Annotated in this window: 20 protein-coding genes; 10 read left to right on the top strand and 10 right to left on the bottom strand. The window is 42.3% G+C overall.

The window, feature by feature from the left end:
* Positions 1–410: 410 nt before the first annotated feature.
* Both BQ5338_RS02090 and BQ5338_RS02085 read right to left on the bottom strand, forming a co-directional pair.
* Positions 411–2,408 carry a RagB/SusD family nutrient uptake outer membrane protein gene (locus tag BQ5338_RS02090; protein ID WP_071145171.1) on the bottom strand — a complete coding sequence of 666 codons (1,998 nt, stop codon included), beginning with the start codon at positions 2,406–2,408 and terminating at the stop codon, positions 411–413.
* 21 nt (positions 2,409–2,429) lie between these two features.
* A complete protein-coding gene (locus BQ5338_RS02085; protein WP_078063362.1) occupies positions 2,430–5,618 on the bottom strand; it encodes a SusC/RagA family TonB-linked outer membrane protein in 3,189 nt (1,062 codons plus the stop codon).
* A 174-nt stretch (positions 5,619–5,792) separates the two neighbouring features.
* On the opposite strand from BQ5338_RS02085, the gene BQ5338_RS02080 reads away from it, so the two are divergent.
* From BQ5338_RS02080 to BQ5338_RS16460, 3 genes are all read left to right on the top strand, one after another.
* A complete protein-coding gene (locus BQ5338_RS02080; protein ID WP_071145170.1) occupies positions 5,793–10,100 on the top strand; it encodes a hybrid sensor histidine kinase/response regulator transcription factor in 4,308 nt (1,435 codons plus the stop codon).
* A gap of 459 nt (positions 10,101–10,559) precedes the next feature.
* A complete protein-coding gene (locus tag BQ5338_RS02075) occupies positions 10,560–10,757 on the top strand; it encodes a hypothetical protein (RefSeq protein WP_071145169.1) in 198 nt (65 codons plus the stop codon).
* A complete protein-coding gene (locus tag BQ5338_RS16460) occupies positions 10,757–11,047 on the top strand; it encodes a type II toxin-antitoxin system RelE/ParE family toxin (protein ID WP_078063361.1) in 291 nt (96 codons plus the stop codon). The genes BQ5338_RS02075 and BQ5338_RS16460 overlap by 1 nt, the downstream gene beginning before the upstream one ends.
* A 208-nt stretch (positions 11,048–11,255) precedes the next feature.
* Here the strand turns inward: BQ5338_RS16460 and BQ5338_RS02070 are convergent, their stop codons facing one another.
* The 3 genes from BQ5338_RS02070 to BQ5338_RS02060 all read right to left on the bottom strand — a co-directional run bounded on the left by BQ5338_RS02070 (position 11,256) and on the right by BQ5338_RS02060 (position 14,066).
* Positions 11,256–12,773 carry a Fic family protein gene (locus BQ5338_RS02070; protein ID WP_071145168.1) on the bottom strand — a complete coding sequence of 506 codons (1,518 nt, stop codon included), beginning with the start codon at positions 12,771–12,773 and terminating at the stop codon, positions 11,256–11,258.
* Positions 12,774–13,022: 249 nt separating this feature from the next.
* On the bottom strand, positions 13,023–13,493 hold the full coding sequence (locus BQ5338_RS02065) for an N-acetylmuramoyl-L-alanine amidase (protein ID WP_071145167.1): 471 nt from the start codon (positions 13,491–13,493) through the stop codon (positions 13,023–13,025).
* Between the two features lie 297 nt (positions 13,494–13,790).
* Complete coding sequence (locus tag BQ5338_RS02060; RefSeq protein ID WP_205409925.1) at positions 13,791–14,066, bottom strand: hypothetical protein; 276 nt, start codon at positions 14,064–14,066, stop codon at positions 13,791–13,793.
* Positions 14,067–14,159: 93 nt separating this feature from the next.
* On the opposite strand from BQ5338_RS02060, the gene BQ5338_RS16795 reads away from it, so the two are divergent.
* Entirely contained in the window at positions 14,160–14,321 is a 162-nt protein-coding gene (locus tag BQ5338_RS16795) for a hypothetical protein (RefSeq protein ID WP_159431304.1), read from the top strand.
* Between the two features lie 95 nt (positions 14,322–14,416).
* Here BQ5338_RS16795 and BQ5338_RS02055 read toward each other — a convergent pair whose 3' ends face one another.
* Positions 14,417–14,944, bottom strand: coding sequence for an HU family DNA-binding protein (locus BQ5338_RS02055; RefSeq protein ID WP_078063360.1), 528 nt, complete (start codon positions 14,942–14,944; stop codon positions 14,417–14,419).
* Between the two features lie 204 nt (positions 14,945–15,148).
* Between BQ5338_RS02055 and BQ5338_RS02050 the strand changes: the two genes are divergently transcribed.
* Positions 15,149–15,409, top strand: a complete 261-nt coding sequence (locus tag BQ5338_RS02050; protein ID WP_078063359.1) for a hypothetical protein — start codon at positions 15,149–15,151, stop codon at positions 15,407–15,409.
* The gene (locus tag BQ5338_RS02045; protein WP_071145165.1) at positions 15,406–15,708 is read left to right on the top strand and encodes a type II toxin-antitoxin system RelE family toxin; all 303 of its coding nucleotides are present in this window, start codon (positions 15,406–15,408) and stop codon (positions 15,706–15,708) included. The genes BQ5338_RS02050 and BQ5338_RS02045 overlap by 4 nt, the downstream gene beginning before the upstream one ends.
* Positions 15,709–15,730: 22 nt before the next feature.
* Here BQ5338_RS02045 and BQ5338_RS16790 read toward each other — a convergent pair whose 3' ends face one another.
* Complete coding sequence (locus BQ5338_RS16790) at positions 15,731–15,892, bottom strand: hypothetical protein (RefSeq protein ID WP_159431303.1); 162 nt, start codon at positions 15,890–15,892, stop codon at positions 15,731–15,733.
* 68 nt (positions 15,893–15,960) lie between these two features.
* On the opposite strand from BQ5338_RS16790, the gene BQ5338_RS02040 reads away from it, so the two are divergent.
* Both BQ5338_RS02040 and BQ5338_RS02035 read left to right on the top strand, forming a co-directional pair.
* Positions 15,961–16,494, top strand: a complete 534-nt coding sequence (locus tag BQ5338_RS02040) for a hypothetical protein (RefSeq protein ID WP_071145164.1) — start codon at positions 15,961–15,963, stop codon at positions 16,492–16,494.
* A gap of 135 nt (positions 16,495–16,629) precedes the next feature.
* Positions 16,630–17,964 carry an ATP-binding protein gene (locus tag BQ5338_RS02035; RefSeq protein WP_071145163.1) on the top strand — a complete coding sequence of 445 codons (1,335 nt, stop codon included), beginning with the start codon at positions 16,630–16,632 and terminating at the stop codon, positions 17,962–17,964.
* A gap of 249 nt (positions 17,965–18,213) precedes the next feature.
* Here the strand turns inward: BQ5338_RS02035 and BQ5338_RS17160 are convergent, their stop codons facing one another.
* The 3 genes from BQ5338_RS17160 to BQ5338_RS17100 all read right to left on the bottom strand — a co-directional run bounded on the left by BQ5338_RS17160 (position 18,214) and on the right by BQ5338_RS17100 (position 19,156).
* A complete protein-coding gene (locus tag BQ5338_RS17160) occupies positions 18,214–18,387 on the bottom strand; it encodes a DUF4974 domain-containing protein (protein ID WP_139265153.1) in 174 nt (57 codons plus the stop codon).
* On the bottom strand, positions 18,315–18,512 hold the full coding sequence (locus BQ5338_RS02030) for a FecR domain-containing protein (protein WP_071145162.1): 198 nt from the start codon (positions 18,510–18,512) through the stop codon (positions 18,315–18,317). The genes BQ5338_RS17160 and BQ5338_RS02030 overlap by 73 nt, the downstream gene beginning before the upstream one ends.
* A gap of 518 nt (positions 18,513–19,030) precedes the next feature.
* Positions 19,031–19,156 carry a hypothetical protein gene (locus BQ5338_RS17100; protein WP_262483066.1) on the bottom strand — a complete coding sequence of 42 codons (126 nt, stop codon included), beginning with the start codon at positions 19,154–19,156 and terminating at the stop codon, positions 19,031–19,033.
* A gap of 46 nt (positions 19,157–19,202) precedes the next feature.
* On the opposite strand from BQ5338_RS17100, the gene BQ5338_RS02025 reads away from it, so the two are divergent.
* Together BQ5338_RS02025 and BQ5338_RS02020 are read left to right on the top strand one after the other, a co-directional pair.
* On the top strand, positions 19,203–19,439 hold the full coding sequence (locus BQ5338_RS02025) for a DUF4248 domain-containing protein (RefSeq protein WP_071145161.1): 237 nt from the start codon (positions 19,203–19,205) through the stop codon (positions 19,437–19,439).
* A 115-nt stretch (positions 19,440–19,554) separates the two neighbouring features.
* Positions 19,555–19,866 (top strand): HigA family addiction module antitoxin, encoded by a 312-nt coding sequence (locus BQ5338_RS02020; RefSeq protein ID WP_205409924.1) that lies wholly within the window; start codon positions 19,555–19,557, stop codon positions 19,864–19,866.
* The last annotated feature ends 202 nt before the right edge of the window (positions 19,867–20,068 follow it).

The following is a 20,068-nucleotide window of genomic DNA, read 5'->3' as shown; positions in this document are numbered from 1 at the left end:
CTTATCACACTTTATGTGCGGAAAAGGTGTGAAATATCACACTTTCCGCACGTAGTATTGGCAAATATAGATTTTATTTATGAAATAGTGGAATGAATTTCTTTAAATAATTGTTCTTTCTCTTTTTCCTTGACGGAAAAGAGAAAGAACCAAAGAGAAAAAGTCAAGGCTTCTCGTGTGAAGCTACTGCGTCAATGCTCGAAGCTACAAGCGATTGAACTCGCTTCGCTCAAACAGAATCGCTTGCTTAACGCTTCGGGTATTGTCTCCGCTTAACGCTTCACACAAGAGGCCAGTCTTCTTTTTTACTCCTCGCTTTCAGCATGGGTCACTTTGCTTCGCTCGTGATTTTGCTTCGCTCGCTTTCAGCATAAAAAAATCCGAATTTTCATAAGTTGTATTGGCGTTGCTTAATAGCCAGGGTTTTGTTGCGCTTTCTTTTCTTCAGCGGTCAATGCTTTGCCGTCTTTCTGAATGATATCCAGATAGGTCTGAGGAATAGGGCGCAAACAATGGTGATCTTGGATATTGGGAGCGGCATCTTTGTTGAATGCTTTGGCACGGGTTACTAACGTTTTTGTACGAGCGAGGTCTTCCCAACGCACGAACTCTCCACACATCTCACGGGTTTTTTCGTTGAGCAGGAAGCACATGGCTACATCATAGGCCGAGGAAACACCGAGTTTCTGACAAATGGCCTGGTCTTCTGTTGGAAGATTGCCGATGGAGGTGATATCGGATACACTGAGGATGGATGCCTGAGAATCCAAGGTGCCTGAAGGAACGTTGTTGGACTCGTAATAGGAGTTGCGGTCGCAAAAGGTTCCCTTGCCGGATACAGCAGTAAATACGGACCATCCAAGTGCGTTTTCGTTCCAGGCTGCTCCACCGTCGATGTAGCTGGAGCGGTCTTCACCGGCTTTCCACTGGGCACGATTGCGTAACGGGTTGATGTATTTTATCGCTTCCCCGTATTCGCCCTTGCGAATGTATGCTTCTGCAATAAATAGGTAATCTTCTGCCGACCGTGCCAGTATGCCGTCGCGGTATCCTTGTTCCTGCGATACGGTTTTACGTGATCCGTCGAGATACTTGCTCAATGGTGCGTAATATTTCAAATAACTATCGCCTTCCATCGGGTTGGTCGTTCCGTTGCTTCCTGTGGGATAAATGGCAAAGACGGTAGGAACGAGTTTGCCAGTCTCGGCATCTTTGAAAACTTCTTTATTCCATATTTCAGGGAAACGGGTATCTCCAGCCTGATTCAGGATATACATCACTCCGCAGTCACCTGGGGAATACGTGTCGTTGGTTCCGATTGTGGAGGCTTTTGTACAGTTGAACTTTGTACGGAAAGACTTCCACAAACGTGAGTCATTGAGATGATTGTAGGCGTTGTAGGTGTAATAGCTGGTGCGCAGGCGCTGGTACTCACGGCCACCGGAAATATCACGTGCCATGCCCGGAAGATCGCGGTAGATACTCAAGAAATAGAGGTGTTGTGGGTTGCCGTACTTGCCTTGTGTGGCATCTGATGAAGTGAACTGAGCTGCCAAGACTACTTCCGACAGTTTTTCATTGCTCCCGTCGGGTTCGGTGTATGCCCAAAGATCGCGGAAGTTGCTTTCCAGCGGGTGAGTGGCAATGACTTCGGATGCATACTTGATTACATTGTCTAAATCGCTGTTTTTTGTGCTTGCGTTCCAGCTGTCATTGATCTCAGAAGCTCGCCACAGGTAGGCTTTGGCCAGGAAGTGGGCGGCTGCCGATTGGGTAAGCTTGCCTTCCATTGATTCGGTTGCCGGTAGTTCGTTGTAAGCTTCGAGTAGGTCGGAAAGTATTTGATTCATTACTTCCTGAGCGGATGCTCGCGTAAAATTGAATTCAACCGTAGTAGATGGCTCTAATTTAAGGGGCACACCGCCGTATTGTCTGAGCAGTTTGAAATAATTGAAACCTCTTATGAAATGTGCGGTTCCCAGTGCTTCGTCTTTCTTTGAACCGGTATACTCCTCGCATTTTTTGATGAGTGTATTGGCTGTGGCAATGCCGGTATACATGTTGTCCCAGATATCGTAAGCGTGGGTGGTGTTGACGTTGACTTCCGGAATGTCGGAATTCAGACTGGAAATGTAGGAGTTCCACATGGCATTGGAACCGTCACCTCCTACAATGAATTCATCGGTACCGTAGTTGGTGGTCGCAAAACTCCACTCGAATGCGAAATGGTAACGCAGGTTGTAATAGATGCCTGTCATTAAGGATTCCACTCCTTCGTCGGTATCGAAATATTCCGTATTCTGCTTGGTGGTGAGCTTTTCATCAAGAAAATCGCTGCATGAGGTGATTGCAGGTAAAGTGAGACTGCCTACCATCATGCATAACAATATATTTTTATTAAGTTTCATGTTTCCAATATTTTAAGGTGATCAAAATGTTACGTTTAACCCAAAGGTGAAGCCTGAGTTGTACGTCTCGCTGTAGGTATCCATGTCGATGAAATCAATATGGCTGAATATCATACCGGGGTTTTTGCATTGTCCATAAAGCTTTAAGTTGCTCAGGCCCGAACTTTTTAGCAATTTAGCGGGGAAGGTATATCCCAGTGATATGTTACGAATTTTCAGATAAGAACCGTTTTTGAAACCCAATGTGTAGTAATAGGCATCTTTGCCACCTTCGTCGAATATGGGTTTCTGGTACTCGGCATTCTTATTGTTTTCGTTGTAATAATCATAACTGCGCACGTTGTAGCGTCCGCCAACCCAAACGCCGCCGGTGTTGTAGGTATAGTCCATGCGTCCGTAAAGCTGAATTCCCAGTTCCCAGCCTTTGTAGGTAAGGTTGGAATTGACACCCATAGTCCAACGCGGATCGGTATGCCCGATTATTTTACGGTCGTCATTGGCATCGATCTTGTAGTCGCCATTCTGGTCGGCCGGACGTGACATGCCTACCTGGAAGTTATGTCCGTTGGCATTGAACTTGGCCATTTCTGCGGCATCTTCTTCTTTCCAGATACCGGCCGATGCATAGTCGTAAATCACGTTCACTGATTCGCCAATGAACCAACCGTTGGTGATGTCGTCTTCTTTTCCGTTTGACAGGGACACTATTTCATTTTTGGTGTAAGCAGCATTGACTCCCACACTCCATTCAAAATCGCGTGTTTTCACAGGGATGAGGTTCAAGGTGAGGTCGTAACCGAAGTTCTTTGTTTCACCGATGTTGTTGTAAGTGGCCATGTAGCCGGTGAGCGACGGAATACTTTGCAGCATTAACAAATCGCTGGTGCGGGAGGTATAGATATCAAAAATACCGCTGATGCGTCCGTTGAGCAAACCGAAATCGATGCCGACATTCCATTGTTTGGTCTTTTCCCAGCCTAGGTTTTGATTGGCCAAGGTGATAGCGCCGTCAGACAGTTGCGATTCGTAGCCCACGTAGCCTGGAGTGGCTGAACTTCCAAACGGATAGAACAGGCTGGCGATAGCACCTTTGGTTGAATAAGGTGAAATGGCTGAGTTTCCGGTTACACCATAACCCAGACGGAGTTTCATCTGGTTGATCCAGGCGATGTCTTTCATGAATTCTTCCTGGTCGATGCGCCATCCCAAAGCCACTGAGGGGAAAGTTGACCATTTGTGACCGATCGCTAATTGGGAAGCTCCGTCACGACGCACGGAGGCTGTAAGCATGTAACGATCGTTGTAGGTATAGTTGACACGGGCCATGTACGATAACAATTGTTTTTCGGTCAACGACGAATCCCAGCTTTTCAAAGCACTGATGTTGGTGGTGCTGAGTGCATTCCACAAAGAGCTTGACAAGGGAATGCCTTCGGCTGCCATAAAATTGGATTCATATTCATATTTGGTGGCTGTTTGCAGGAAGGTAAAACCGAAGTCGTGCTTGCCGATGCTCTTGTTGTAATAGAGTAAGTTATCTAATGTCCATGAGAAATCGGTGCTTTTGGTAAGGGAAGCGTAGTTTACACCTTCGCGGTTGACACTCTCTGCATCGTTGAACAGTCCACGGCGGTAGTAGCGGAAGTCGGGACCGAAGTTAACTTTGTAAGATAGTCCTTCAAGCGGCTTCCAGATTTTCCCGATATTGAACTGGGCGTAGAAGCTACCTAACGCACGGAAAACTTTGCGTTCGTCTTTGGAGTACTGCCACTCATCGACCACGGTTTTGATTTTGGAATCGGCGCCGGGATATTCGATACGGTTGCCTTCATCGTCATAAGGTACTGCATAGACGAGATTTCTGGTTGCGGCTGCATAAGCACTACTGGGACCGGATGTGGTACCGCCATCGTTGGACATACCGTAGTTCTGGATGCTGTAGGTACCGTTCACGGTAGCTCCCAAGGAGAGCCAGTCTGTAGGTTTCAGGTCATTGCTTACTTTGGCTGTGTAACGGCTGTAATCTTGTCCTTTGATGGTACCTTTGCTGTTTAGCCATCCGAAGGATACATAAGACTGACTCTTCTCACTACCACCCGAACCGCTAACGGTATGTTCGGTAGTGATACCGGTCTGGGTAACGAATTTGGTCCAGTCGGTTGTTGCCACCTTGGAGCCGTCCCATGATCCACCTGACCAGCCTTTCATGATATTAGCCCAGGCAAATGTGTCGTTGTCTCCATTGAAAATGGCCTTATCATTCGCTTGTGTCGGTTGATCCCCTCTCGGGTAAACACTGGAATCTCTATAATAATAGGCCCAACGACGCCAGTCGATGTATTCGCCTGCCGACATCCAGGTGGTACGATCTTTAATCTGATCGATAGAAACTGAACCGCTGTAACTGACCGTGAAACGGCCTTCCTTACCTCTTTTCGTTGTAATAAGAACCACTCCATTGGCTCCACGCGAACCGTAAATAGCTGTAGCGGAGGCATCCTTTAATATTTCTACGGATTCGATATCAGAAGGATTTAAAGACTCTAACACGCCTCCCCGGGAGGTGGTGAGATCGTCGAGATCTTCTTCGGGGGTTTTACCTACTGTGCCGTTCAATGGCACACCGTCGACTACATAAAGAGGTGAACTGGATGCCGTTAATGAACGAGTACCGCGGATAAATACATCGCCCATTTCACCAGGGCGGTCGCTTGTGCGGATGTCCACACCGGCTGCTTTACCCTGCATGGCTTCGAATGCATTGGATACGGGGCGGGCAGTCAGCTCTTTGTCGCTAATGCTGACCATGGCACCGGTTACGTCTGATTTCTTTTGGGTACCGTAACCTACCACCACTACCTCATCAATCATTTCACTGTTTTCCTGCAGCACGATTTTCTTTTCGTTCTTGCCGTCAATGGTAACCAGACGTTCTGTATATCCTACATAGAATACGCGGAGTACATCACCCGCTTTGGCTTGAAGACTGAAGTTTCCTTCCATGTCGGTAATGGTTCCGTTGTGTGTTCCGTTGACCGTAATTGTGGCACCAATCATGGGCTCATTGCGTTCATCAATAACGGTGCCTTGTATTGTTTTTTGCTGCGCTTGGAGCACGAAAGCAAAAGAGGAGAAAATAAGGAATAACACGAAGGCCATTCCTCTTGTGCCTGATGCACAACCGGGTTTTGTTTTTTCCTTGTACTTCATGGTTTAAAAGGTTTTGTTTTTCATACGTAGTTATCACTACACCGCAAAGCTATGGAAGAGGGCAGAGGGAGGAAATGAAATTCAGTTCAGAATGATGTAAACGAGTGCATGGAAAGGCTTTTTATAGGAAATATTTCTATATTTGCCTGTGAATACTAAAAAAACACGCTTCTCATGAAGAAGAAAACTCTTTGTCTGTTAATATCTGTTTTGGGGACTTTGTGCTCTTTACTATATGCCAATGAATTTAACTTTTCACAGATTGGTTCGCGTAACGGACTGTCGCAAAATACGGTGAGAGCCATTGCTGTCGATAAGAATGGATTTATATGGGCTGGAACACTCGACGGACTGAACCGATATGACGGGTATAACATACGTTCTTATCAGCCGCAAATAAGTAATCCTAATTCGTTGGCCGACCATCGGATACGCGATTTGTTTGTTGACCGCGACGGCTTCCTGTGGGTAAAAACGTATAAAGATGAATTCAGTTGCTACAATCCGCTTACCGATTCGTTTATTCAGCTGAGTGATGCCAAGGGAGCTCCCCTTACATACTCCTCTTTCCATGAATCGGCCCGGGGGGAGATTTGGTTCTGGGGAAAATCTGATGGGGTGATGCGGCTGAGTAAACGGAAAGGAGGTGTGCCTCTGCAGGAGCAGTTGCTCTCCAAAGGAAAGAGGGAAGGAGGGTGTGTGTTTTTATTTGAAGACTCGAAGGGAACGGTATGGATTGGCGGTGAATGGGGGCTGAAGATGATTGCTGCCGGCCGGAAACCGGTGAGATATGGCGGGGACTACAAGAAATATACCTTTACGCAGGCGGTGGAGATGGATGGGAAAATCTATTTCTCAACGAAAGAATCGGTGCTGCTGGTTTACGACTTGAAAAAACATGCTTTTAAAGAGGTGTTGTGTATGCAACGGTGTGTCTTTTTAAATCTGGCGGCGTTTTCGGATAAACGGTTGCTTCTGGTGACGAAAAATCATGGCGTGCTGATTTATGAAACGGATCGAGGGGTGTTTGCTTACACACAATTGGACAAAGATGCTGATCTGACGGGTGACTTGCGTTTGGTGGTAGATGAAAAGAAGGGAGTGTGGTTGTACAATCATTCGGGGATGGTGTGGTATTACAATCAATATCGAGCCCAATGGAAGAAGATGAGGCTGATTCCTGAAGAGATAGCGCGAGTGGTGGATTTGGAGCGTTACATGATTCTTGCCGACTCGACAGGACTGGTCTGGATTACGACTTACGGAAATGGATTGTTTTGCTACGACGAACGCACGGATGAATTGAAGAACTACCGAAATACACCGGATGCCAGTAGCTTGCCGTCTGATTACCTATTATCGCTCACGGAAGATCAATATGGAAATATATGGGTTGGCTGCGAATATGCAGGGATAATCCGCATAGTGAAAACGCCGGACTATATTCGTTATGTAAGGCCCGAAGCAAACTCTATTATAGGGAAAAACAATAACGTGCGAGCTATTTGTGAGAGTTCCCGAAAGGAAATATGGGTAGGTACCAAGAACGGTAGTTTGTATGTGTATGATACGGCACTCACTCGTGCCCGATGCATTGGAGAAGGGTTAAATCCCTACACGCTGGTAGAAGATGCCCAACAACGGATGTGGGTGGGTACAAAGGGTAATGGTGTGTATGTGTATGATGTGAAAACCGGTAAAGAACTGGCTCACCTGAGACATCAGGAGAAAGAAGCCACTTCCCTGAGCAACGATGTGGTTTTTCATATTCTGAAAGATAAGGAAAACAGGCTTTGGATAGGTTCTTTCGGGGGTGGATTGAACTTGGTTGAGGAAGAGGGGCAGAGAATTCATTTCAGACGATTTATTCAGATGCAGGGAGACAAGAGTCTGATTCGTTACTTGCATCAGGATCGCAAAGGGATGATTTGGGCAGGCAGCAGCGATGGGTTGATTTGCTTCGATCCGGAACAATTGATGAAGGATACGGATGCTTACGTGTGTTACCGGAGAATTACTAACCAGCCGCAATCGTTGAGCAGCAACGACATCAAAACGATTTATGAGGATCATGAGGGGACTTTGTGGATAGGAACAGCGGGTGGCGGACTGAACAAAGTGGTGAGGCAGGGCGGTACCGGCAGGGTTAGCTTTAAATCCTTTACCGTGGCCGATGGTATGGTGGATAACTACGTACTAGGTATTCTGGAACACGGTAATGATTTGTGGATCAGTAGCGAAAATGGGCTGTCACGTTTTAATAAGAAAGAGGAGACTGTGGTGAGCTATATGTTTGCTCAGAAGTCGTACGGAAATATTTTTAACGAGGGAGCTTATTACCAGTGTGCCAACGGCACAATGTTGTGGGGGAGCCTGGATGGACTGCTGGTTTTCAATCCCGATAAGTTTGTACCCGACAAACAGGTTCCTCCAGTGTTGATAACCCGGTTGCTGATTGACGGAGTGGATTGGAATGACATGAAGCCGGGTGCCGACAAACCTTCCATCACTTATACCGACCGAGTGAAACTGACGCACAAACAAAACACGCTGTCCATTGATTTTGCTACGTTATCTCTTCGGAAGCCGGGCAATAACATGTACACCTATATATTAGAAAACTACGATCGCAAATGGAGTGCGCCGACACATGAGAATTCTGTGGCGTACAAGAATCTGCTGCCGGGCACATATGTGTTTCGTGTCAAAGGAACCAATGCCGATGGTGTGTGGAATGTAACGGAATCATCTTTGGAGATTGTCATTGCTCCACCTTTCTGGAAATCGGGGCTGGCTTATTGGGTTTATTTTATTTGTGCAGGAGGCTTGCTGTACTTGGCTTTGCGTCTGGTGATGAAATTTAACCGGCTGAATAATGCCGTGGAAGTGGAAAAACAACTGACCAATCACAAATTGAGGTTTTTTACGAACATATCACATGAGTTTCGTACGCCGCTCACTTTGATACGAGGTGCTGTGGAGAACCTGAACGGTTATAGCGTGCCGGCTGCCATGGCAAAGCAGTTGCGCATTCTGAATCGCAACTCGTTAAACTTGACACAGCTGATTGACCAGTTGCTGGAATTCAGAAAGCTGCAGAATGATGTGTGCCAGCTCGACCTGGAAGAAATAGATGTGGTTGAATTTGCTCGTGATATCTATACCGGTTTTCAGGAAGTGGCAGAACAAAAGAAGATGAATTATCTGTTTACAACAGAGGTGGATTCGTTGCGCCTGTTCCTTGACCGGAAAAAGGTGGATAAGATTCTATATAACCTACTGTCGAATGCGTTTAAATTTACCTCAAGAGGAGGGCGGATTGAGTTGTTGCTGAGACGGAACGAGAAAGAAGAAGCGTGTGTGATTTCAGTGAAAGACAACGGAGTGGGAATTCCAAAAGAAAAACAAAATTTGCTCTTCAGCCGCTTTACACAAATCAATTTTTCTTCATCTGGAACTGGTATCGGACTGTCTCTTGTTAAGGAATTTGTGGAGGTGCATAAGGGAAAGGTAATGTATGAAGACAACCCCGGGGGAGGATCTGTTTTTACGGTAGAATTCTCGATGCGAAAAGACGTTTATCAGGGCGAGAACTTTTTGGAGTCATTAGCCATTGCAAATCTAGCTATTGAACGAGTTGAAACGTCAGAATGTGCCGATGTTAAAGATGCGCCTACCCTTCTGGCACCAGTCGATTCGAATCAGGAACTTGACGAGAAAGTTCCCGCTGGATATCGTTTGTTAATCATTGACGATAATGACGACATCAGGGAATTTTTGCAGGATGCTTTTGGCCGTTACATGCAAGTGGATATGGCGGAAGATGGAGAAGTCGGATTACGTATGGCGATTGAAAATAACCCGGATTTGATTATCTGTGATGTAATGATGCCGGTGATGGATGGTTTTGAAGTGACGCGCCGACTGAAAAATGAGTTTCACACCTGCCACATACCAATTGTGCTATTGACCGCCCATTCGTCGGTTGAGCATCAACTGGAAGGGATAGAGAGTGGTGCCGATGCTTACATTACCAAACCTTTTAGTTTAAAGTACTTGGTGAAACGAGTGACGAAACTCATTGAGCAACGGGAACAACTGAAGAGGCGTTTTTCTAAAGAGTTGGTGATTGACGGTAATCTGGTGACAATTACCGATCGAGACCAAGCATTTATGGAGCGCATAAAAGAGATTTTGGAAGAGAACTACCGAGATGAGCACTTCACGATTGATAAATTTGTGGAACTCTCAAGTATGAAGCGTACCCTGTTCTTTAAAAAGATAAAGGGAATTACCGGTTTTTCTCCTAATGAGCTGATTAAGTTGAAGCGGCTTAATGAAAGTGCGGTGTTGCTTCGCGAAGGTAACTGGACAGTATCTGAGGTTTCGTACAGAGTGGGATTTGAAGATCCTTACTATTTTAGCAAATGCTTTAAAGCACAGTTCAATTGTACCCCTTCTAAATTCAAACAAGGAGAATAAATTATTTCATTCTTTTAAAAACTTGTGTTAGCTTTAAATTTTATCTGAAGGCTCTTCAAAAACTGGAGGTTATCTCTGATGTGAAGAATGGGTGAAAGATTGTTCTTTCTTCTTTTGCCTTGGCGCAAAAGAGAAAGAACCAAAGAGAAAAAGTCAAGGCTTCTCGTGTGAAGCTACTGCATCAATGCTCGAAGCTACAAGCGATTGAACTCGCTTCGCTCAAACAGAATCGCTTGCTTAACGCTTCGGGCATTGTCTCCGTTTAACGCTTCACACAAGAGGCCGATCTTCTTTTTTACTCCTCGCTTTCAGCATCGGTTTCACATTGCTTCGCTCGTGATTCTTCTTACTCTTCGCTTTCAGCATCGGTTCTATTCATCGAATGTAATCTATTAAAATAAATTAGGCTCATACAGAATAAAAGATTATTTTTGTAGTAACATATTGAATCTTAAATATATGGCAAAGAAAATAGATAAAATAACGACTCCCAATTCTAGCATATCTAAAGAACCTGCTATGGAATATAATGTTAAAGCCAATCAAATAGCGGAAGTACCTGAATATGTTCGAGAGGATGTTACTATAGGAATGGAGCAGTATATGAATGGCAAAAGTAGCGATATGAGGGAATTTATGAAAAAGTGCATAATTTAATGTATGAATTAAAAATAACCCCGCGCGCTCAAAAAAGAATATTACAGTTAAAAGATTACTTGCTTTCAGAATGGAATAGCTCAGTATATAATGCTTTTGTTGCTGAACTAAATCACTGTTTGAATATAATAGAGGAAAATCCTTATTCATTTGCTCTGACTGATATTTCAAATGTTAGGAGATGTACTGTAACACCATTAAATAGTTTATACTATACTATAGAGGGGACTATTGTCTTAATTTTATCAATTGAAGATTCAAGAATGAATCCGAACAGTATGAAAAGATAACGCTTCACACAAGAGGCTGGTCTTCTTTTTTACTCCACATTGCTTCGCTCGTGATTCTTCTTACTCCTCGCTTTCAGCATCGTTTTTCACTTTGCTTCGCTAATTTTTAGTGTTTAGTAGGGCTTCAGAATACCGTAAGTGCAAAAAAGCTGCGAATATAGCACTGAAAATGCAAAAAAAATGAGAATTAAAGCTTTCTTGTTCTTTCTCACATTGGCTCGTCTCTCGCAGCTTGTTCGAAAACTCGATCTATTATCTTTAAGCGCACACGTTCAGGCTCTTCAAAAGCAGAGCATTGTATTAAATATGCATTGAGCTCTTCAAAGTTCTCTCCAAACAGGTTATAACTAAATCTTTGTAATTTCTCTAGTACTTGTATAAAGACGGAAGAGTCTTTGTGTCTGCTCAATTTTCTTAAAGCCAAAATGTAATCTTCCCTGAAAACGGTAGGAACTATAATCCTTGTCTCTTTGCCTCTGACAAGTTCTGCATTCATCATAACTCTTGATATACGTCCGTTCCCATCAAGGAATGGGTGGACTTCACTACAGATGAACATCATGAAAATCGCTTTTGCCATTGGCTCTCTTAATGCATTATAAAGACGAAAGCCAAAACGCAATGTTCCTTCGACTAGCTTGGGGTCTACAAATTCCGTCTGTCCGGCTCTGTTTGGTATTGTCTTAAATGTGCCTGGGGTACAATCTTCACGTCCCACCATTAAAGTTGCGTGTCTTTTCTTTAAGATATCAATAAAGTCGTCTTCTGTTACAAGAACTTTGTTCATTTCTGCCCTGTTGGAGAGTATTTTGAACGTTCCTAATATATCATGTGAGTCATTGATCCTCTTAGGAATAGGAATGCCTGTATCGACTATTTGTTTGGCTTGTTCTACTGTAAATTTAGTACCTTCAATGTAATTGGAAAAATAGCTCTCAAAAAAAGAAAATAAGCGGAAAGACTCTTCGGTCTGATTTAGATCAGGGTATACTTTGAATGAAGAATCTTTTAATGCATCATATAATGTTGTAAATAACTCTGCTCTCTGTGTGTCGTAAGGAACTCCCGCTGCCAATGCTTTAGCTGAATCGGGCGTGAGTACATCGGAAGTATGTGTGGATAGCAGAGCTGATAGGATGGCATTCAGTTTTGTAAATTCATCATTTAGCCCCAATTGTTCGGCGACAATCTTTGTTTCATCTCTGAATTGATTGATCTTATCTTCTCCTCCCGCTTTCATTTTATTCTCTAATCGTTGCTCTATAAATGATATTGGAAATGATTTGGACTCACCTCCCTTTTTGCGACTGATCTGCATAACTTCAAGCATCCAGCGGCTCTCAGAAGAGCTATAGATTGATAAATCTCCATATTTTACATCGTTCTCGAGTGCTGGTTTTCCTTGTATGATGTTAAGCCGAACACCCGGTAAATCTATAATCTTGCGGTTATAGGTGTAGGTAATAAAAAGGTCACCCGTTTCGGTTGGTCGCAATTCATTGGCACTTCGATGGCTGATGACAGCACCCGGAAAACGCCAGGCAAGAATATCGAGTAAATTGCGCTTTACTATGTAGGCTGGAGAGTCAAGAAGATTGGTGGTATAAATGCGTGGGGCGATTTTCTTCAATTTCTCATTCTTCTCTAATTGAGAGATGCGTCTGGATACTACTGCATCGGACGATCCAAAAATAATCTCTTTGCTAAAGTCTATTTCTGTAGGCATAAATACTATTATAGGTTTTGTTGCCTACAAAAATGCAAATTTTCTGTGATTATAAGTTGCTCTTTTGGTGAAAATGCAAAAAAAATGAGAATATAGCACTGAAAATGCAAAAAAAATGAGAATTAAAGCTTTCTTATTCTTTCTCTTCTTCCTTGACGGAAAAGAGAAATGAACCAAAGAGAAAAAGTCAAGGCTTCACACAAGAGGCCGGTCTTCTTTTTTATTCCACATTGCTTCGCTCGGGCTGTCTTATTTATGACATGGAGTGTTGGCAGTTTTGGATAGCATGGATTTTACCTCGAAGCAGGGACAGGCTTTGATCCACTCTTCGGGTTCTATCTCTCCGTTGCCGTTCAGGTCGGGACTGAGGTCGCGATGCCCGCATATACGGCAACCGGGATAATCGATCTGGAGGGTCTTGATGAGTACTTGTAGGGAGTGTTTTTGCCACTCGGTACGGGTATCTTTGGGCTTTCCTTTTGCATCTAATCCGCCTTCATAACAGATGCCGATGCTATGGGCATTGTAGCCTTTGACATGTGCGCCGACTCGTTCTATGGGTCTGGTAGTTTTTATATCTCCATTCTTACGAATGTAGAAGTGGTAGCCGATGCCATTGAAACCTCGTCTGCGATGGGCTACATCGAGGTTGTGCTCGGTGAAATCCCTGTCTTCTCTTGTTGCTGAACAATGGATAACGATTAAATCTATTTTTCTCATAATTCTTTTTTTTAAGATACTATTGTTTTGTATTATTCTTTCTCTTTTTCCTTGACGGAAAAGAGAAACGAACCAAAGAGAAAAAGTCAAGGCTTCTCGTGTGAAGCTACTCCGTCAATGCTCGAAGCTACAAGCGATTCAACTCGCTTCGCTCAAACAAAATCGCTCGTTTAACGCTTCGGGCATTGCCTCCGTTTAACGCTTCACACAAGAGGCCGGTCTTTGTTTACTTTTGTGGGGATGGGAAGGTTTTCGCTTTGCTTTGCTCGCTTTGAGTGCTCTTCTTTTTATGCCCCTTTAAACCCTGCTAGTACAATCCTTCACACCACATTGTTGTGTCAAAGCCTTAGCCAATTCATCCTTCAGACTAAACATTTCCGTATGCATCTCCTTCACCCGAGTACTCAGTTCGAAGTAATCCTTGAGCATTTTCTCCAGCTGTTCCACCAAAAACTCATACTGTCCCGTGATCAGATCACTGAACTCCTTAACCTCTTTCGCATTCTTCTTCTTAAAAAAAGGAAGCACCACTAAGATGCATTCCATAATCTGTTCGATAACCTTTTTCACCATATTCTTTATTTTTGTTTACTGTAATAATTTAAACATAACAATACACTTCACACCGCCTAAACAGCTAATTAAGAATAACTAAAATCACGAGAAATGTACAAAACAAAAGCGAGCGAAGCAAAGCACTCCCACGAGCGAAGCAAAGTGGAGCAGAAAAGAAAGATCGGCCTCTTTTACGAAGCGTTAAACGGAGAAGATGCATGGAGCGTTAAACAAGCGATTCTGTTTGAGCGAAGCGAGTTTAATCGCTTGTAGCTCCGTGTACCTTCGTAGTAGCGTAGTAAAAGAAGCCTTGACTTTTTCTTTGCTTCTTTCTTTTGCGTTAAGGCAAAAGAAAGAATGAATTCCTTTTATGCTGTCGGATCTTTAGGCTTACTAGGCTGAGTCGGATCTTTAGGCTTACTAGGCTGAGTCGGATCTTTAGGCTTACTAGGCTGAGTCGGATCTTTAGGCTTACTAGGCTCCGAATCGGCCGATTTATCAGCCAACTTGCTGACCTTGGTATAGCTCAATCCAGTGAGAATCTTAGACAGAGCCGTGCCTGGTCGGAAATTGATTTTCGCCTTGGTGATGAGAGTGGTAGAGAAATCCTTCTCCGTGTCGGCACCCTTACCATTCAGGCCGATCTGGAAACTACCCAGTTTGCCTAAGCGTACGATCTCTCCTTTCTCAAGACCTTCTACTATCGTATCTTCCAGGGCAGTGAGTACTGCCGCCATGTCCGCACGTGTTACCGTACAGTTTTTCTCAATACGTGTGGCCATCTCGTCACTGTCCACATCGCCACTAGCTTGTGCTTGCGCATAATACTTAATCGGAGCATTTTTTAGTGAAGGATTCTTACGCTCCACTACCGAAAACATTACTGATCTTGGCATACAAATATAAATTTAAATGATACATCGTGCGACTATTTCTTTATCGCTCTACAAAGATACGGCGAGCCCTTGGGGCCAATGATGAGAAATGATGAGCTTTGATGAGAAATGACGAAATTTGATGAGATTCTACCTCTTTTATTGTGCTATGTTAATCCACTTCTATTGTATATATAATATATATATTTGCAGAAAAAGAAGATCATGATGAAAGAAACGACATTTTTAAAAAAAAGAAAGCTTATCGACATCCCTGTTGATGTGCTTAAAAATATTTCGATATTGGCTGCAGCACAAGGAAAGAGTGTTAAGGCATATATAGAAAACTTAGTGATAGAAAAGGGAGCGGAAATAGCTGACAGCAATCTATACGCCTTTGCATGTGCTAATGATCCTGATGGAGAGGGACAAAGCGTTGCAACAGAACAGGAGCAGAAAGAGTTTCGTGAATGGCTTGATGCATGAGGACGGTATTTAGCAAGTCATTCATTAAAGCTGCAAAGAAGTTTTCCGGCAAAATAAAGAAGTCACTCAGAGATGTTATTGAGGAAGTTGAAAAGGCTGATTCAATTGACGAATTGACAGATTGTAAAAAATTGATAAATTACAGATACGTGTATTGGTTGCGGATGGGTGACTATCGTCTTTTTTTTATCTTTCATTGGGACATTGAAAATGATCTTATTGTTTTTGAATATCTTTTGCCACGGGGAGAAGCGTACGGGAAAAAGAATAAGGATAATCTCAGGGATAAAGATTTATAAGAATTTGATAATGGGGATACATCTATGTAGAAACGATCATTTGCAGTTGCTTAATGACAACTTGCAACTGTTCGTTCTTAAACGATAGATTAATCGTTTTTTCCTTCTTTGTTTGGGCCATTGTTAATGTTTGAAAGGCGAATAACAAAGAAATGCTAAAGAAAATAAGGCGTCTTTTCATCATTGTACTTTATTTTGTAATTAAATGCTGATTTCTTGTTTTTTTGCTTCCCGGCGAGGCGGATGAAATGAATGGCAAAGCTAGTCCGTTATCTTATGAGGGAAGATACCGCATTCAAGTTATATCCATCCCATAAAATGAGTATTGTCGGAACATTTGGAATGGGTGCTTTATGCTATATTCCTGAAACTTATGTTGGCGAAAAGAAAACACTTCCAGAGTTGGGTAATCTCCAGCAAATGGCTTTAGATGTACTATCTGAAAAGTCAGATAAAGATGAGGATGTTTTATATTTCAACAGTGGTAACTCTGGAGGATGTCGCCCGAAGTGTTTACTACACGACACTGATGGTTCTTGGTTGGTAAAGTTCAGACACATATATGATCCAAAAGATATGGGTGTGATGGAATATCATTACAATGATAATGGAGAGCACGCTACTTCTGTCAACAATCATGGAAATCCAACCATCGAAGATATGCTTATCGTTGGTGAAAGCATTCGAATACCTCAAAAAAGAGGAAGAGAACTGATTTTGAATATTGCAGAAGGATGCTCTGGTCTATTATCTAAGGATTATATTCTGGCTCAAAATACTTTGTAAGTCTATTCTCTGATCCAAATTTCGCGGCTGCGAAAATAACCATTGCGAATTTTCATCGTTTATTTAGAAATGTCTATATTTGTTTCAAATTTCGCTGCTGCGAAAATAACGGTGGCGATAAAATAGATAAGCCTTATGAAATTTTATAATCGAGCACAAGAATTAGAGCTATTGGCTCAGACAAGAGATGTTGCATTCAACAATCATTCTCAAATGACTGCTTTGACCGGACGCAGACGTATCGGTAAGACAAAGCTAATTTTGAAGAGTTGTGAAAGCACTCCTACAGTATATCTATTTGTTCGAAGAAGTAATGAGGCTACATTATGCTCGCAGTTTGCAGAAACGGTAAGTCGCTCACTAAATACATACATTTCATCTGAGGTTACCTCTTTTGTAAGTCTATTTGAATCTTTAATGACTATTGGTAAAAATCAATCGTTTAATTTAGTTATAGATGAATTTCAAGAGTTTTTTTATATAAACCCATCTGTATATAGTGGAATGCAAGATGTTTGGGATAGATATAAAGATGTCACTCACATTCATTGGATTGCGAGCGGTTCTGTCTATACACTTATGCACAGAATCTTTATGGACTATAAAGAACCGTTGTATGGACGTTGCGATAGTATTATCAAACTGAAACCTTTTACGACCACTATCCTCAAACAAATATTATCCGATTATCATCCAAACTATACGAATGATGATCTTTTAGCTCTTTATACACTTACGGGTGGAGTTCCAAAATATGTTGAGCTTCTATTGGATAAGGGGTGTTTCACCATAAAAAAAATGATAGATTCTGTTCTTCAAGAAAATTCTATTTTTCTTGAAGAAGGAAATGTTCTGCTCATTCAGGAATTTGGAAAAAAATATGGTAATTATTATGCTATTCTTTCGGCCATTGCTTCCGGGAATAACACTGCTTCCGGAATATCCGGATTTATTGGTAATGCCAGTGTGGGAGGTTTGTTGCAACGTTTGGAAGAAGATTATGAAGTGATTGCTAAGAAAAGGCCTATTTTAGCTAAAGAAGGAACTCAAAATGTGCGCTATGAAATTACTGATAACTTCTTGCGTTTCTGGTTCAGGTATATCGTGAAGCATCAAGATTTTGTACAAGCGGGGCTATTTACGCAACTTGCCGAGATCGTAAAAGCTGATTATCCAACCTATTCCGGTTCGACATTGGAGCGATACTTCCGTGAGCAACTCAGAGAAAAACAGATTTATAAAAACATAGGTTCCTGGTGGGAGACCACTAAGGGAAAGGATGTGGACCAGAATGAAATAGATATCGTTGCAATTTCAGCAGAATCACCCAAAATATTTATTGCTGAAGTAAAACGTCAACGCAAGAACTTCAAACCTGATCTATTGCAACAAAAGGTTGAAACATTACGCACTAAGTTGTTTTTTAAATATGAAATAGAGACTACTTGTCTTACTCTCGAAGAGATGTAATATTAAGATATATATCACGTTTAATCACCATTGTATTTTCCATTATTGCGTAAATACGCATTTTTGTGCAGTAAAGATAACGATTTGTCTTGATAATCAGGCTGCTTTTTCCGAATAAATCCTTGCTTAATACGCTGAAAACATTTTTGTATCGGGTTATTTCTGTCTTATCACGATCTTTTTGTATTGACTTTCGCCTTTAAAGATGTCTAAACTATTGAGAAGGTAAACGATGTCTTCCAAGCTGCCTTAGCGCTTGGCTATGAAGTGTACTTTGGCGTTCATCACGGATTGGCTGGTCACAACAATGTCTACATCGTACCAACGTTCCAGCTCACGTATAATTTCGATCAGGGGTTTATTATCGTTATCACATACTTGTACGCACCATGTACGAGCGTGACGTGGGCGTCGGTGGCGCAATAATTGCGCAGGTTGAACTCGGTGCCTAGCACTTCTGTCTGTAAGTTGCCTGTCTTTACGATGAATGGATGGGCTTTGTCGGGTGCTACCTTAAATATAGGCTTCTTTTGTAGTTTAATTATCATTACAGATTATCCTACTTTTCACTGCATGTAAAAGCAAAAATAGGGTTCACAAGGTTCAAGGTTCACCTATGAACCTATACCCCCTCCCCCTCTGCTCTGTGTGATAATGTTAGTTTATTGATAGTCAATGGATTATAAGTTTTGAAATTTACATCTGTTAACGCTTTTCTTTATGATGCGGTAGTAGAGGTGAACCCTAAGGAGGGATTTTTGCTATTAGTAAAAGAATGTACCTTACCGCAGGCAAAGTAAGCATGGGATTTCCCCTTAACTGGAAAGAAGAACCTTTGTGGTAGAATTAGAGAAGTATCGTCTGTTATCACCTTTAACTCCATCAGTTTAAAATGCTTCCTAGCTGTAAAATAGGATGATTTTAGACTAGTAAGTTGAATAAAGTGTAGTTCAACCACACTTTTTACAGGATAAAAGTAATGCAATAGCCGGATGTTTCTCATTTCTGAAGAGACGAAAACGATGTAATGGTTTAAATAATCCCCTTATGGTATAGTAATACTATATCAGTTCAGTTTAAAATGAACTAAAGTCGAAAGATAGTAGAAGGGAGAATCATGGATGACTAATTTGCCTTTGTATGCGATAGAATAGGAGGCTTTATCTTCTTTCTTTTCTTGTTTTTGTTGCATAAAATGAGTAACTTTACGCTATGTAAATGTGTAGATTATTCGATAAATGAAAGAACAAAAATGGGATGCGCCCTTTCCGCTTAGGGCTTATCAGAAGACCGAACTGGCACTTCTCTACTCGCCGGATTCCTGTGTGACGCCGGCTCTGCAAAAGCTCTATCGATGGATACGCAAAAACAGAGAACTCACAGCGGCACTACGTGAAGTGGGTTACAATAAGTATCGACATACCTTTCTGCGACGTGAGGTGGAACTGATCGTGAAGTACCTCGGTATCCCGTGAAAACGAAAAAAAACTTCGCAAAATTTGCGAACATCAATAAGGAACACTATCTTTAATTGTTGTAACAATATGTAATATTGAAGAATTGTCGAACCATTATAAATAAAGAATGATTATGGGAAATCTTGGATATGCTTTTTGCCCCACTCATCCGGGTGAGGTGCTGAAAGACGAAATAGAGAGCCGTGGGATCTCGCAAAAGAAGCTTGCTGCACAAATGGGTTTGTCGTATACCGTCCTTAATGAGATCTTGAATGAACGTCGTCCACTCACGGTAAACAATGCCTTGTTGTTTGAAGCTGCCATAGGCGTTCCTGCCGATTCACTTATGCGAATACAACTAAAATACAATATGCAGACTGCACGCCAAGACAAATCATTCTCTGAGCGCCTTGCCAGAATCCGCCAATTGGTGGCAGTATTGTAACTTATTCATGATATTCCTAAACGGTATACCCATTCATGTAAATATTCGATTTCCTTTACCCTAAAAAGTCAACAGAAATGTTCCGAGTCGTTTCACTGTTGCACGTCGTCAGAATTATATTTTCTTCAAAAAGGGCCTCGAGGTTTACCCAAAAAGACCTAAGTGTTTTCAGAAAATACTTAGGTCTTTTTTGGGGTAACAA

The organism is Bacteroides ihuae (assembly GCF_900104585.1).
Taxonomy (GTDB): Bacteria; Bacteroidota; Bacteroidia; order Bacteroidales; family Bacteroidaceae; genus Bacteroides; species Bacteroides ihuae.
Note: the sequence above shows the minus strand (reverse complement) of the source record. Positions and strands in the feature narration are given on the sequence as shown.